Genomic DNA, 14,630 nt, shown 5'->3' on the forward strand with positions numbered 1-14,630 from the left:
ATTAGCGTTCGTTTCCAAACGTTGTCCCCCTCTGAAGGACAGCTTCTCATATTTTACTCACCAGTCCGCTGCTCCGTAAATCTTCCACTGTCTCCAGCTTCCAATTCCGTCGCTCAACTTGCATGTGTTACGCACGCCGCCAGCGTTGATCCTGAGCCAGGATCAAACTCTCAGTTATATTGTTTGATTCCAGCTTTACTATATCAACTCAAAAATTTATATTCTCATCTGTAATTTTGCTCTGTCAATATACTCGAAAAGTGTTATACTTTCGCATCGTCTTGCTTGTTATCCGGCTTCTTCTCGTTTGAGCGTTTGCCGTGTCTCAAGCGCAACAGTGAAAATTATACGCCCCTTTTCTTAAATGTCAACAACTTCGCAAAAAAATTTTTTCACGTGTTATGCAATTTATTATAAATTATTGTAATTACAGGCATTTACGGGCAAAAAAAATTAAAATTTTTATAGATATTCACGGGGGATCATTATATAATTGCTCTTGAGGTGAGAGAATATTAATAATATGTTAGTTACTGTTTTGACGGTTTCACTCAACAGCGCGGCAACGATTGCACGAACTATTGAGTCAGTCATGAATCAGACTTATAACAATATTGAATATATAGTAATTGATGGTGCTTCAAGCGATGATACCGTGAAAATTGCCGAGTCCTACCGCGGAGAATTTAACTCAAGGCCGGGGCGGTCTATGAAGATTATTTCTGAACACGACAGGGGGATGTATGACGCTCTGAATAAGGGCGCAAGGCTCGCAAATGGCGTTATAGTCGGACAAATTAACGCTGATGATTTCTACGAACCTGACGCGGTGCAAACTATGGCAGAATTATACGAACGAGAAAAATTTGACTTGGCCTGGGGAAGTATTCGAGTCATTAAGCGGACCGGCGACATGATTAAACACGCAAGACGCGGCCTTTTATGGACGACTTCACACTGGTGCCACCCTGCTGCTTTTGCGACTCGTAAAATTTTGCTCGAATATCCCTACCCGTTAAATAATTCTCATGATGATTTTGATTTCGCGACACATGTTTATTTAGACGGGAGAAAAATTATCACGATCGATAAAGTTATCAGCAATTTTACTTTCGGTGGCATGAGTACTCAAAAAAGTTTTGCCGATGTCAAGAAACGAATTAACGAGATCTACGGGATTTACAAAAAATATAACATGAGCAAATTTTATTATTTACACAGATTATTATTTGAAGCAATTAAATATATTCTTACTTAGAAATTTTTGCGAGTTCCTGCTTTAAATATTCGTAGCGTTCTCGTTTTTCCTGCTTGGCAAAATGAGTCTCTCGTGATTGTTCGGGGTTGTGTGAGTAGTCAAGTTCTTCACTGCCAAATTGCTCGCTGGTCAGGTCAAAAATTTTCCCGTCAACTATATTATAACAATGAAAATTTCCGCCCGGCCTCAAAATCCCGCGAACTTCTCCGCCGAAAATGTCCTGTGCAAGAAATGCAGTTATAGAACATTGCCCGAGCGTTATATTTTCTTCGCTCCATTCAGGCCTGAGTCTCGGTGCGCAAGTGTATTCACACCAAATTTTTAATAACGCGTCATATAAATCGCAGGGAGTATCTATATTTGCGTAATCGTGATTTATAGCGTGAACTTGTAAGGCATCTTCCCAGCCGTAAAATTTATATTGCATTGTATGACCTTCTTTCAGATTTTCAGATATATTATATTATTTACTATTATTTAGCTGCCCGATAATTATTTGCCTCAAATTTTTAATGTCCTGAAAATCCCGTAAATAATCGAGCAGGAAAATTTTTATGATATTCTTTGCGCTGTCAGTATATAAATAAATCCCGTCCCTATCAATTATTAATACATTATCGCTGTAAATTTTATTTAAATCTACAAATTTTTTATTCCCGTCAAGTATTAATTTGCTTAAATGACAGTATTTTGTTAATTGGGGGATAATATGCTCTTCAAGATTTATATTTAACTTGATTTCAACAGGAAGATAAAGGCCGTCAAATAAAATTATATTATCAACGTATGAAGCAGATCTCTTATTTTTATAGCACGGACACTCTTTATATATTGTCTTGATGTCGCCTAATTCTTTCAGCAAATAATCTACAAAAAATTCGCGGAATTTACTCTCTAAGGAAAATTTATAGAGAGCCTTTCTTGCAATTTCCAGCCAATTACTTGAATTAATACCTTGCAATAAAATATCAACCGAGCGGCTATTAAGTAAATACTCCGGCAATTTATTATTCTTGCTGAGCATCAAATCTTTTAACTTGTCAAAACTATCACCAAATACAGGCGTTATAGTGCTTTGTCTTGCTATAAAAAGAAATTCGCGGAATTCTTCAATGCTTACAGGATTATCAAGTATATATATCTCATTAATAGGAGCATATATATCACTTTTCCAATGCATTCCTTCAGTCGGGGAAATCTCACAGCTGTCAAAGACTCTGCCGAATGCGAAAATTTTCCCGCCGAATCTATTATATAATTCAAAAGCATGTTTGAAGGCAGTCTCTATCATGTTTTGATGTTTAGCAGGAAATTCCGAACGCCTATTTTCATATTCACGAGCTGCAGATTTTATTTTTACGTCCGCAGTCTTTGCATGCATAAAGAAAACTATATCGCCTATTCTGCACCATTTCGGAACTGTCCAATCTGTAGAATCTAAATATAAAAGCTCGTCTATATAACTTGTAAATTTTATTTTTTCGCGGTCAATAAGAAACTCTAATAATTGCTTCAAATATTGGAAAAGATATATTTGTAACAAATGCCTGAACGTGATTCATTCTTTCACCTGATTTAAATATTTCAACAACGCCCCGCACCCTCTGTAAATCTCACTATAAGCGAGCGCAAAATTTCTCGTGTACCATGGATCTGAGACTTCTTTATTTTCTCCGGTGAACTCAAGCAATAATTTAACTTTATTATCTTTATCGCCGCCCATTATGTATAAAATATCGTCTATATTCTCGTTATCCATGCCGATTATATAATCCCATTGTGAATATTCGCCGCGTTTAATCTTCCTTGCATGACGGCTTTCAAACGGTATATTATGCTTTATAAGCTCCGTCCGTGCATTCGGGTAAATATCGCTGCCTGTATCGTCATTTGTTGCAGCTGCTGACGAAATAAAAAAATTTCCTTCTTGGCCTGACTCTTTCACTAAATACTTCATAATAAATTCTGCCATTGGTGAACGGCATATATTACCATGACAGACAAATAAAATTTTTATCAAGTTCTCACACTCTCCCATTAAAAAATTTTCTCCCGACTCGTTAAAGCCGGGAATTTAATAAATTATTGCTATTTATCATCATCTGAATCAGAAATATCAAGAATTTCATCATCTGAATCTGAATCCGGTAAATTTTCAGGATTTGACTCTTCAGGGGGAATCTCGTCAGCTTCGGCCGCAGCAATTTCCGCAGCATCGGGCATGTATCCTATACCTTTATTGACTTCTGACATGATGGCCTTCATTATTTCGTCCTGTAACGCGGGATTTTCCGACAAAAATTTTGCAACTGCCTCTTTACCTTGTCCCAGCGTCTCGCCTTTATAAGCAAGCCAAGCACCTTTTTTATTAATCACGTTATAATCTATTGCCATATCAACAACAGCAACTCCGACCGGGATTCCCTTGCCGTAAATCAAACTTGCGTGTGCAGTCCTGAAGGGTGGAGCTAATTTATTTTTGACAACTTTCAAGAATAATTCATGTCCGATTGTAACATCGCTCTTGTCAATTTTTTTGCCGCGCCTGACCTCAAGTCTTACTGACGCATAAAATTTTAAAGCTCGTCCGCCCGTTGTCGTCTCACTCGGCCCGGGTGCATATCCTGTAGAAATCAACGCCCTTAACTGGTTAATAAATACTACTATGCAATTTGTCTTAGCAATAATTGAAGCGAGTCTTCTCAATGAATACGACATTAAACGCGCCTGCAGTCCCATTTGACTTTCACCGATCCGCCCGTCGATTTCTGCCTGAGGAGTCAAAGCTGCTACAGAGTCCACAACTACAATGTCAACTGCTCCAGTTCTCACAAGCTGATCTAACACATATAAAGCCTGTTCGCCGCTGTCAGGTTGAGCAAGATACAAATCTTCAATCTTTACACCCAGAGTCGCAGCGAGTCTCGGATCAAGTGCGTGTTCAGCGTCAATAAATGCCGCAATTCCCCCCGCCTTCTGAACTTCAGCAATCGCACATAGGGCAATCGTAGTCTTTCCTGAACCTTCAGGCCCGAAAATTTCAACAATCCGCCCCTTTGGATAGCCGCCGATTCCCAGTGCAACGTCAAGAGGTAAAATGCCGCTCGAAATTACATCAATATTTTTATTTGCTGAGTCTCCGAGTCTCATAATCGCACCGTCGCCGAACTTTGAACGAATATCCCCGATTGCTTCCTCTAAAATCTGCTCGCGGGTCTGTGCTGCTTTCTTTACAGTTTTTGCCAGTTTAATCACTTCCCATTTTCATAAATAAATTTCGCCCGATAATTATAATACAGGCTCGGCTTTATTATCTCGAATCATCCGCCATAATTCAGCAAGTGCAAATCTCACAGTCCTGACTCTTATCTCGTCTCTATTGCCCGGAAAAATTTTCTTGAATGCCTCTGACTTTTCACGACAAGAAAGCCCGAAATATACAAGCCCTATAGGTTTTGACTCGCTCCCCCCGTCTGGGCCCGCGATTCCTGTTACTGACACGGCAAAATCTGAATCGTAAATTTTCCGCGCTCCTTCTGCCATCTCTATAGCACATTCTTTACTGACTGCACCGAAATTTTTTAGAGTCTCAAGATTCACGCCTAAAATTTTATTCTTTGACTCGTTGCTGTAAGTTACTGCCGAGCCGTTAAAACTTTCAGAACTTCCGGGAATTTCTGTGAGAGTCGCCCCTATCAGTCCGCCCGTACATGACTCAGCGCATGAAATTTTTGCGTGTTTATTTTTTGCCTCGTGTAATACTGCTTCAGCCAGCGACTTGCAATTTTTCGGCAAAACATTATCGAATCTTGAGCGGGTTAATTTCTCGGCACTCTCTACGAGTTCAGGATCTCCCCTGATTATTAATTCAACTTGAGGCGATGCAGGCAAAATTGAGACGTGAAGAGAGTCATTATTTATGATTTCGGGGATTCTGTGAGCGATTTCGAGTTCAGGCAGGCCAAGAATTATTATAGATGCCCAGCAATTTTTATTTTTGAGCGAAAAAATTTCGGGTAATTCTTGACGAGTCATTGATTCGTATTCAAGGGGGACTCCGGGAAGTGCTAAAACTTGAGTGTTATTCATGAAAAATTTTATTCCCAGTGCCGAGCCTGTAGGATTATAAATTGCTTGAGCTTTAACGGGTATTAACGCTTGAGGGTCGCGGGTTCGTGAGAGTCTTTCATGCCTGATTTTGTCATGTTGAACGCGTTCTAAAATTTTGTCATAAAGCGGGCTTAACTCTAAATCACAGCCTAAAAATTTTGTAATTGCGTAACGTGTTCTATCATCATGAGTCGGCCCGAGTCCCCCGGAAATTATTAATAAATCAGTCTCACCTACCCAGCGCGCTAAAAGATTTATGATTTCTGACTCAGTATCCGGGATAACTTCAATTTTTTTGACGGCTATATTATTATTATGCAAGTGCCAAGCCATGAAGTTACAATTTTTTTCGAGCCTTACACCGCTTAATAATTCGTCGCCTATTGCAGCAAGTACAGCATTATTCATTATATTATTATTCACCTCGCAAATATTCTCATTATCTTGAATCAAACCGCCGCCGGGTGGGCGGGCGGGAGGCGGCGGGGGCAAAAATTTTTCCAACGAGCAAACTATATCGCTTGTATTAATTCATACAGCCAGCCATGATTATATAAATATGCGTTCATGACCTGCAAAATTATATTCCCTAAGATCCCCCCTAAAATGTCATCGGCCATTATTCCAAATCCGCCGGGTAATTTTTCCATTGCTGAGACAGGCCAAGGCTTTAATATGTCGATAATCCTAAACAGAAAGAATCCCGGAATTATAAAACTTTTCGGCAATAAATAAATCGTCAGCCACATCCCCGGCACCTCGTCAATATTCAGAAAGCTGGGATCCTTCATGTTAAAAAATTTTTCTGATTCACCAGTCGCCCAGACTCCTATAATGCTTACTAAGATTATCGCCCATAATGGAACGTCAACAAAGACACTCACAACGCACGCAGCAAATGAACTCACAGTACCCGGCATTCCCGACGGAATAAATCCCAGTCCGCATAAACTCGCAACCCATACACAAAGGGGGTAATTTTTCATTTCTTTAATGCTTGCCACTTTATAACACCTCTCCGAATAAATCATTTTCTGCACAATCATAAATTTTCGCTCTGATAAAATCGCCCGGCTTGATATTTCTATTTTCACAGCCTGATACACAGACGAGTCCGTCAACTTCCGGAGCGTCCCTGTAACTTCTCGCCCATATTTCGCCGGACTCCGAGTCAATTTCTTCTACTAGTAAATCAAGAGTTTTATTAATAAATAATTCGCTGCGTTCCTGTGAAATCTGCGCTTGAATCTCCATTAACTTATTACAGCGTCTCTCTGAAATTTTGCGCGGGACTTGATTCAAAAATTTTTCAGCCTTTGTCCCCTCTTCAGGCGAATATACAAAGCAGCCGAGTCTATCAAATTCTATATCGTTAATAAAATCTATGACTCTTTCAAAACTTGACTCGCTTTCACCGGGGAATCCCGTCATTATTGTAGTTCTTAGCGTGAATAAATTATCAAGACTCCTGATATATTTAAATATTCGCGATAAATGGCCGTCTTTAACCGGGCGGTTCATTCTCGATAAAATTTCAGGGTCGGCGTGCTGTATAGGAACATCCAAATAATGCAAGACTTTATCATGATTCAGCAAAAAATTTATCAAGTCTTCATTTACTCTGTTAGGATGCAGATATAACAGCCTCAGCCATGTATTAGCCGGTAATTCTTGATTTAATTCATGAATCAAAGTTTTTAGAGTCGTCCCGTCATTAAAATCTTGGCCGTAAACTGTGAGATCTTGACCCACTAAGCAAATTTCACGCGCCCCCGAAATACTCAACATGTGAGCTTCATCGATTAAATTTTTAAGTGGAACACTGCGCAATCTGCCCCGAATTAAGGGTATAGCACAATATGAACAGGAAGTATTACAGCCTTCAGTAATCTTTAAATAGCGAGTCCAAAAATTTTTATTCAGAGCAGGAAAAATATTTTTGCAGTTATTATTGAGATTGCCGCCCAGAAAATTTATAATCTTGTCCCACTCTTCAGACCTGACAAATAAATCAACGCTCGGAAATTCCTGTTTTAACTCTGACTCATAGCGATTAACAAGACAGCCCGCAATTATGAGAGTCTTAATTCTGCCCTGAGTCTTTAACTCTTCAAGATCAAGAATAGCGTTAATATTTTCTTTCACAGCGTCCTGAATGAATCCGCAAGTGTTTATTATTGCTGTGTCGGCCGAGTCTGACTCGTCAACTATTTCATGATTATAAGATATAAGCTGCTTTATTAAGTGCTCACTGTCTGCCGTATTCTTAGCACAGCCCATACTAACAAGAAAAATTTTCATGTTTAATAATTAATTCTCGTAATCGCTGAAACTTTCAGAGTCAAAAGATTTAATCTCTACAATTTTTTCAATGCTGACACAGAAATTGCTTGTTATCATGAGACTCGCGAGTCTATTTCCGTCAATCAGCATAATTTTTGAAGCTCGTGCAAATTCTGCGGCTTGTTCTGAAAAATTCGCCGTTGTCGCAAAAAGTCCCTTGCCTCCCTTATCCTTCAAAGCGTCAATAAATTCCTGTATATCATTCTTGTTTACAGTTTTTGAAGGCGATAATTTTCTTGCTTGAATATAAATAGGATTGAGCCCCGGTTCACTCTCAAGAATAACGCCGTGAATGCAGTCATCAGAATTTGATAATGCTTCAGTCGTATATCTTGCATTATGGAAGGCACGATAACCCATTTTAGATAATAAATCAATTACAAGCTGTTCGAACTTGTCAGAATGTAACTCGGCGATTTTGTTTAATATTTCGTCGGCCAAGTCTGAATTAAATTTCTCAATGACTTCTTCAAGTGATTTTTCCGGTGATTCTGTAACTGACTGCGGCAAAATTTCGTCTTCCTCCTGTTCGTGTGATTCTTGCTGTATTTCTTGCGATTCTGATTCTTGAGATTCTTGTGATTCGTCTTCCGGGTCGGGCTGATATACAATTAATTCCGGTGCTGATTCAATTTCTGACTCTGACTCAGATTCTAAGTCTGAATCTAAATTTATCAGCTCTAACTCTTCATCGTCTAATAAATCATCGTCTATAACTTCAATTTCCGGCTCTGACTCTGATTCTGACTCTGAGTCTAAATCTGAATCTATTTCAGGTATTACGGGAATTTCTTGTGATTCAGATTCGGACTCTGACTCTATAACTGGATCGGGTATGATTTCCTGTTCAATTTCCGGCTTGATTTCCTGTTCTGATTCGTTTATGGAATTGCCGCGAGTCCTGAAATTTTTTAAATATTCGTCGTCGATTATTGCGGGGTTGTCTCGTAAAATTTCGTGTCCTGCATTAGTTATCATGTAAGTATTTTTTGCTGGGCTTGAGATTAACCCGTTTTGCTTTAATTCGTCTCTAGCAGTCTTGACTCTTTCTTTGAGAATATTTTTATCGCCTGAAGACATTTCGCTGGGATCTTCACCGATATAATTTGCAATAATCCCGAACAGGTCATTAATCACGTAATTGCGCGGGAGTCCGTCTTGAAACGCTTCAAGTAAAGGCTTTCTTAATTCCTGAGCTGCTGGAAATGGCATTATAATATTCACCTCGTATAAAGTAATCGCGAAAAATTATACTTCAAATTTATTATAATCGCAGGAAATTAAATTTTTTGTGAAGACGTGTTAAAATTTTATAGCTTCAATAACTCATAATAATTATATTTTATATTTTAATCAGGAGGGACTTTTACATGAAAAAATTTCTTGCAGCAGTCTTATTTGTTGTATTAGCTGCCTCGTCGTGTTTTGCTTTTACTGAATATCCCGTTACAATCGAGAATGGGAATCGCAGCATAACTTTTTATTCAGCACCGAGTCGAGTCGTTACAAATTGCGATGCTAGTATAATCGAAATGCTTTTAGCACTTGGCCTGAAGGATAAAATAATCGGTTATGCAGGATACTTAACTGAAGACAAAATATCGCCTCAATATCGCTGTGCATTTAAAGAAATTCCCGCACTCTCAAAAAGTAATATCGACTTTCAAACTTTGTATAAGGCAAAACCTGATTTATTTATTTCAAGCTATAAATACGGACTCGATACTGGTAAAACCGGCATAACTCCGGAAATACTCGCTAAAAATTTAATCAAGACTTATGCAATGACAGAGTCATTATTTCGAGTCATGCCTAAACCTCCTGTAACTCTCGAAGATATTTACACGGATATAAAAAATTTCGGCGTTATATTTGACGTTCAGGACAGGGCAGAACAAATTATTCACAGCATGAGACTTGAAGCAGATATAATGTTCCGCAGGGTTTCAGCAATGAAGATTTCAAAGCCTCTGAAAGTTTTTATAGCATATGCACCGTGTAAAGACGATAATTTTTTGCGTTCGGCTGGTAATCAGTCTATAGTTAACGCACTTCTCGAAATAGTAAAGGCCCGCAATATTTTCTCGGACGTAAATGACGGTTATATTCAAGTTCAGTGGCAGGACGTAATTAAACGCAATCCCGATGTCATTATAATTTTTGACGGCGGCAATCAATCAGGAGAAAAATATAAGCATGAAATCTCGAAAAATTCATTACTCGGACAAATAAAAGCAGTCGGGAATAATAGAATTTATGTTATACCGCTTGAAGATATTTATCCGGGTGTTCGTGCAATTAAGGATCTTGAGCTTATAACACGCTCTCTATATCCTAAATACAAACATGTAAATCGTCATCATCGTTTCAACCGGCATTATCTGCGCAGATATAAATAATTTATATTAATTACTCGCCGGACAATCGCAAATAACTACCCACTCCGGCGGGTTTATATTTCAATCATGAAAGCTATAAAAATTTTTATTCTTATATTTTTACTCGTCATAACGTGCGCAAGTTCACAAGCTGACGAATGGACTCGCGATTCGCTTGATAATCGGCGGGCAATGGCAAATAATTCGACTCCTCCGGCGCGTAAAATTCCGGTTAACTCGCTTGACCCAGTAAATGACAACGGCATTATAAGGCGCGTTAAACTTCCTGAAGGCGTGAAGGCTGTTTCTCTAACGTTTGACATGTGCGAACTTGATACGATTACTACAGGCTGCGATATGGACGTTATAAATTTCCTGCGAAAAAATAATATCACGGCGACTCTTTTCATGGGCGGCAAATGGATGAGGACTCATTCAAGACGTGTAATGCAAATAATGTCAGCAAAGAATTTCGAGATAGCTAATCATAATTGGTCGCACGGAAATTGTGCGCTGCTTTCTGATTCGGGACTCAAGGCTCAAATTTTATGGACTCAATCTCAATATGAATTATTGCGAGAAGAGTCAGAAAATGACGATATACCGCCCTCAATGAAATTATTTAGACTCCCATATGGTAGGAGCTCAAGACGTGCTGTAAATATAATAAACTCTCTAGGATTTAGAATAATTCAATGGGACGTAGCAGCAGAGTCAGGCAATAACGAAAATATCAAGACTGCGAAAAGAAACGCGCTAAAAGTTGCAAATATGACTCGGCCGGGCAGCATTCTATTATTTCACGCGAATCTAGTTCCCAGAGGCACAATTAATTTATTGCGGGAAGTCATAAAAATTTTAAGCGAACGGGGCTATAAATTTGTGAATGTCAGCGAGCTTTTATCGATGGGCGAACCGGAAATTACACAAGACGGATATTTTACGAATCCCGGCGATAATTTGGCACTTGATAAAAAATTCGGCATTGACGGAACAGGAAGAAAGACTCGATTTACCAGCGAATAAATTATAAAATCTTTCTCGAAATCTCCCGCAAAAAAGTTAATGAAATCATGAAATTTTACTAATACATTTACTAATACAAAAAGTTGAGTTAATTAATTCATTTACAAGCACTCACAGAGATAAAAATTTTCGTATGTTGTTAATTTTTTTGTGAGAAATTTTCTGTGTGAATTTGTGAACTCGTCAATAAAAATTTTTAGGCTCTCAACATGTAAACTCGTTAAGAATTCGCAAATATTTTATATATTCCTTCCTGCACTCACACAAAAATTTTTACGCCCCTAAAACGCAAAATAATATTATGACTTGTTAAAGCGTGATTAAAAATGTAGAATTTTATCATTTACCCAGATTAAAAACTAGGGAATAAGATTTATATATTTCAGCACCCCCTGTTTTGGGAATAAATTTTTTTAAGCGTTGTATATATAGAAAGGATAAATAAATAATTATGCAGTTTGTGTTGGCACTAGTTTTCTTTATGACCGGCTCAGGACTCGGATATACTATAATGCGGGCTTGGGATAATTCAAGAATTAACGGCGTGAAGAATCAAATTAATAACATGCTCAAGGAAGCAGAAGAATCTGCAGAGCGTATGAAACAATCTAAAGTGTCTGAGGCTCGCGAGGAAGTCAACAGGCTCAGACAGGAAGCCCAGAAGGACATCAAAGAAAGACGCAGCGAAATCCAGCGCACTGAACGTAAACTGGAGCAGAAAGAAGACAATCTCGACAAGAAAATTGACCGAGTAACACGCAAAGAGGACGAATTACGCTCAAAGCACGAAGAGATCGAGAAACGCCGCGCCGCACTCGAAGACACTATCAGGCAGCAAGAAGACAAATTACAGGAAATCGCCGAGCTCACAAAGGAACAAGCGCAGGAAATCCTAATGATAAAGACTGAACAGGACGCCCAGCACATGCTCGGAATGAAGCTCAAGGAACTTGAAGAACGTGCAAGCCGTGAAGCCGAGAGAAAAGCCCGTGATATTATTATCGGAGCAATGCAGCGCTGTGCAGTCGAGTCAGCAGGTGAAAGCAGTATCAGCGTCGTACCTCTTCCCAGTGAAGAAATGAAGGGCAGAATTATAGGACGTGAAGGCCGCAATATTCGCACGTTTGAAAGTTTAACCGGAGTCGATATTATAATCGATGACACCCCCGAAGCTGTTACGCTCTCAAGTTTTGACCCTATAAGACGAGAAATCGCCCGCCGAGCTATGGAAAGACTCGTAGTTGACGGCAGAATCCACCCGGCCAGAATTGAAGAGTTAATCGAGAAAGCCGCACGAGATATTGACGAGGAAATGATCACAGAGGGCGAAAATGTAATACTCGAACTCGGCATTAAGAACATGAATAATGAACTTGTCCGGACAATCGGCCAATTAAAATTTAGATTCAGTTATGGGCAAAATGTTTTGTCTCATAGCGTAGAAGTAGCTCAAATCGCAGGAGTTATCGCCGCTGAACTCGGACTCGATGAAGAAATTGCAAGACGGGGCGGACTCCTTCACGATATAGGCAAGGCAATAGATCATCAAATTGAAGGCCCTCACGCAGCTATAGGGGCAGACTTGGCCAGAAGATTCGGAGAAAGTCCCGAAATTGTTAATTGTATTGCTGCTCATCATGACTCTCTTGAAGTAAGTTCGATTTATGAAGTCATTGTGTGTGTTTCTGACGCGATTAGTGCAGCAAGACCCGGCGCAAGACGTGAAAGCATTGACGCATATATAAAGCGGCTTGAGAAATTAGAGGAAATTGCACAGACTTTTGACGGAGTAACAAGGGCTTATGCTATTCAGGCGGGGCGTGAAGTCAGAGTTATTCTTAATGCAGGCAAGACAGATGACGGGGCAGTCCATAAATTAGCGTTCGACATTGCTAGACGTATAGAAGCTGAATTAAAATATCCCGGTCAAATTAAAGTCAATGTCGCAAGAGAGACTAGAGCAACGGAGTACGCAAAGTAAATGAAGATTTTATTTTCCGGTGATATTGCTTGGAGAACGGGCCGGGACGTGTTAAAAATTTCCTTGCCCATATTAAAACGTGAATACGGCTCATTTGATTTTATTGTCGTAAATTGCGAGAATGCCGCGCATGGTAAGGGAATGACCGATAAAATTTTTAATGAGTTTATTTCACTCGGAGTCGACGCTATGACCAGCGGGAATCATATATGGGACAAGCCGCAATTTTTTGAGATTCTAGATTCTGACACTAGAATATTCAGGCCTGCAAATTATGCTAATTCTTGTTATGGACGCGGACACGGTGTAATTACCCGCAAAAATAAGAAGCTCGGAATAATTAATTTACAGGGTCAAAATTTTATGCCGCCTATAGAATCCCCGTTTTTCTGTGCTGATGAGTTAATTGACGAGCTTAAAAACTCATACGGTGATGATTTGCCGATTCTGGTAGACTTTCACGCAGAAGCAACGAGCGAAAAATTAGCACTCGCATATTATCTTGACGGACGAGTCAGCGCAGTTATAGGGACTCATACTCACGTGCAGACAGCGGACGAAAAAATTTTACCAAGAGGGACGGCCTATATTTCAGACGCAGGAATGACAGGAGGACACGGCGGATTAATCGGTGTTGAAGTCTCTTCAGGAATGCCGAAATTTTTAGAGGGTATGCCTTGCAAGTTTGAGCCATGTTTAGATGATCCGGCTTTTAACGGGGTTATTGTTGAAATAAATGACTCGACGGGACTCGCTGAAAAAATAACGAGAATAATTCTACCTGTTGAGCTGAATAATTAGAGATCCAAAGCGCAAAAAGTTTAACAAGGGGTGCAAAAAAATATTTCTTCTCTGTGAATTTATATTTTTACTGAGGAGATTTTTTTTATTGTGCAAATGCTATAATGACCGCAAATTTATATATTTATTTATTATATGGAGGAAAAAATTTTATTATGCTTAAATTTTTATGTGTACTTGCGTTATTATTAATCAGTAATGCAGCCTTTGCCGACGAGTCAAAACGTCCTGCAGCAAAATTTGTTACTAGTATGGGCGATTTCAAAATCGAATTATATAGCGATCTTGCTCCTAACACTGTTAAAAATTTCGTCGATCTTGCTAACAAAAAATTTTATGACGGCGTAATCTTTCACCGAGTAATCGATAATTTCATGATTCAAGGCGGAGATCCTAAAGGCAACGGAACAGGCGGACCCGGTTATACAATTCCCGACGAGTTCGGAGAAGGACTCAAGCATAACGCCCCCGGAATTCTCTCAATGGCAAACGCAGGCCCTAACACTGGAGGCTCGCAATTTTTTATTACACTTGTCCCGACTCCTTGGCTTGATTGTCATCATGCAATTTTCGGCCATGTTATCGAGGGAATGGAAATAGTCGAGAAAATCGGACATACTAAGACAGGCCGCAATGATAGACCCGTTGAAGATGTTGTAATTAAGTCTATCACTATAGAATAGGAAGTATTTAATATGTCGAATAAAGTATATTTATCGCGGAGACTGCCTCC

General features: G+C 39.3%; 14 protein-coding genes and 1 rRNA gene. 6 read left to right on the plus strand and 9 right to left on the minus strand.

Annotated features, from left to right (window positions below; translation table 11 throughout):
* Positions 1-178 (minus strand): 16S ribosomal RNA (locus IJS99_09195); the annotation flags it as partial.
* Between the two features lie 345 nt (positions 179-523).
* Here IJS99_09195 and IJS99_09200 point away from each other — a divergent pair.
* Positions 524-1,258 carry a glycosyltransferase gene (locus IJS99_09200; protein MBQ7561985.1) on the plus strand — a complete coding sequence of 245 codons (735 nt, stop codon included), beginning with the start codon at positions 524-526 and terminating at the stop codon, positions 1,256-1,258.
* On the opposite strand, the gene IJS99_09205 is transcribed toward IJS99_09200, so the two are convergent.
* The 8 genes from IJS99_09205 to IJS99_09240 are packed head-to-tail and all read right to left on the minus strand — an operon-like array spanning position 1,251 to position 8,923.
* Positions 1,251-1,685 (minus strand): hypothetical protein, encoded by a 435-nt coding sequence (locus IJS99_09205; GenBank protein ID MBQ7561986.1) that lies wholly within the window; start codon positions 1,683-1,685, stop codon positions 1,251-1,253. The two genes, IJS99_09200 and IJS99_09205, sit on opposite strands and share 8 nt — an antisense overlap.
* A gap of 36 nt (positions 1,686-1,721) precedes the next feature.
* On the minus strand, positions 1,722-2,774 hold the full coding sequence (locus tag IJS99_09210) for a hypothetical protein (GenBank protein ID MBQ7561987.1): 1,053 nt from the start codon (positions 2,772-2,774) through the stop codon (positions 1,722-1,724).
* Positions 2,775-2,816: 42 nt separating this feature from the next.
* Positions 2,817-3,296, minus strand: coding sequence for a low molecular weight phosphotyrosine protein phosphatase (locus IJS99_09215; GenBank protein ID MBQ7561988.1), 480 nt, complete (start codon positions 3,294-3,296; stop codon positions 2,817-2,819).
* Positions 3,297-3,346: 50 nt separating this feature from the next.
* Positions 3,347-4,504 (minus strand): recombinase RecA, encoded by a 1,158-nt coding sequence (gene recA, locus IJS99_09220; GenBank protein MBQ7561989.1) that lies wholly within the window; start codon positions 4,502-4,504, stop codon positions 3,347-3,349.
* Between the two features lie 42 nt (positions 4,505-4,546).
* Entirely contained in the window at positions 4,547-5,872 is a 1,326-nt protein-coding gene (locus tag IJS99_09225; protein MBQ7561990.1) for a nicotinamide-nucleotide amidohydrolase family protein, read from the minus strand.
* Positions 5,873-5,880: 8 nt separating this feature from the next.
* Positions 5,881-6,354: a phosphatidylglycerophosphatase A gene (locus tag IJS99_09230; protein MBQ7561991.1), complete on the minus strand. Its 474-nt coding sequence runs from the start codon at positions 6,352-6,354 to the stop codon at positions 5,881-5,883.
* Between the two features lie 19 nt (positions 6,355-6,373).
* On the minus strand, positions 6,374-7,669 hold the full coding sequence (gene rimO / locus IJS99_09235) for a 30S ribosomal protein S12 methylthiotransferase RimO (protein MBQ7561992.1): 1,296 nt from the start codon (positions 7,667-7,669) through the stop codon (positions 6,374-6,376).
* A gap of 9 nt (positions 7,670-7,678) precedes the next feature.
* On the minus strand, positions 7,679-8,923 hold the full coding sequence (locus tag IJS99_09240; protein ID MBQ7561993.1) for a restriction endonuclease: 1,245 nt from the start codon (positions 8,921-8,923) through the stop codon (positions 7,679-7,681).
* Between the two features lie 158 nt (positions 8,924-9,081).
* Here IJS99_09240 and IJS99_09245 point away from each other — a divergent pair, with 158 nt between their 5' ends.
* From IJS99_09245 to IJS99_09265, 5 genes are all read left to right on the plus strand, one after another.
* A complete protein-coding gene (locus tag IJS99_09245; GenBank protein MBQ7561994.1) occupies positions 9,082-10,110 on the plus strand; it encodes an ABC transporter substrate-binding protein in 1,029 nt (342 codons plus the stop codon).
* 66 nt (positions 10,111-10,176) lie between these two features.
* Complete coding sequence (locus IJS99_09250) at positions 10,177-11,115, plus strand: polysaccharide deacetylase family protein (GenBank protein ID MBQ7561995.1); 939 nt, start codon at positions 10,177-10,179, stop codon at positions 11,113-11,115.
* A 451-nt stretch (positions 11,116-11,566) separates the two neighbouring features.
* Positions 11,567-13,096: a ribonuclease Y gene (gene rny / locus IJS99_09255; protein MBQ7561996.1), complete on the plus strand. Its 1,530-nt coding sequence runs from the start codon at positions 11,567-11,569 to the stop codon at positions 13,094-13,096.
* A complete protein-coding gene (locus tag IJS99_09260) occupies positions 13,097-13,897 on the plus strand; it encodes a TIGR00282 family metallophosphoesterase (GenBank protein MBQ7561997.1) in 801 nt (266 codons plus the stop codon).
* A 155-nt stretch (positions 13,898-14,052) separates the two neighbouring features.
* Positions 14,053-14,580 (plus strand): peptidylprolyl isomerase, encoded by a 528-nt coding sequence (locus tag IJS99_09265; protein MBQ7561998.1) that lies wholly within the window; start codon positions 14,053-14,055, stop codon positions 14,578-14,580.
* The last annotated feature ends 50 nt before the right edge of the window (positions 14,581-14,630 follow it).

It is taken from the genome of Synergistaceae bacterium (genome assembly GCA_017444345.1).
GTDB lineage: Bacteria > Synergistota > Synergistia > Synergistales > Aminobacteriaceae > JAFUXM01.

Bases quoted from the DNA above. Each gene is read 5' to 3' on its own strand.
- rny (MBQ7561996.1), top strand. From the start codon at position 11,567: ATGCAGTTTGTGTTGGCACTAGTTTTCTTTATGACCGGCTCAGGACTC.
- IJS99_09205 (MBQ7561986.1), bottom strand. From the start codon at position 1,685: ATGCAATATAAATTTTACGGCTGGGAAGATGCCTTACAAGTTCACGCT.
- IJS99_09245 (MBQ7561994.1), top strand. From the start codon at position 9,082: ATGAAAAAATTTCTTGCAGCAGTCTTATTTGTTGTATTAGCTGCCTCG.
- rimO (MBQ7561992.1), bottom strand. From the start codon at position 7,669: ATGAAAATTTTTCTTGTTAGTATGGGCTGTGCTAAGAATACGGCAGAC.
- IJS99_09260 (MBQ7561997.1), top strand. From the start codon at position 13,097: ATGAAGATTTTATTTTCCGGTGATATTGCTTGGAGAACGGGCCGGGAC.
- IJS99_09240 (MBQ7561993.1), bottom strand. From the start codon at position 8,923: ATGCCATTTCCAGCAGCTCAGGAATTAAGAAAGCCTTTACTTGAAGCG.
- IJS99_09265 (MBQ7561998.1), top strand. From the start codon at position 14,053: ATGCTTAAATTTTTATGTGTACTTGCGTTATTATTAATCAGTAATGCA.
- IJS99_09200 (MBQ7561985.1), top strand. From the start codon at position 524: ATGTTAGTTACTGTTTTGACGGTTTCACTCAACAGCGCGGCAACGATT.
- IJS99_09250 (MBQ7561995.1), top strand. From the start codon at position 10,177: ATGAAAGCTATAAAAATTTTTATTCTTATATTTTTACTCGTCATAACG.
- IJS99_09230 (MBQ7561991.1), bottom strand. From the start codon at position 6,354: ATGAAAAATTACCCCCTTTGTGTATGGGTTGCGAGTTTATGCGGACTG.
- IJS99_09215 (MBQ7561988.1), bottom strand. From the start codon at position 3,296: ATGGGAGAGTGTGAGAACTTGATAAAAATTTTATTTGTCTGTCATGGT.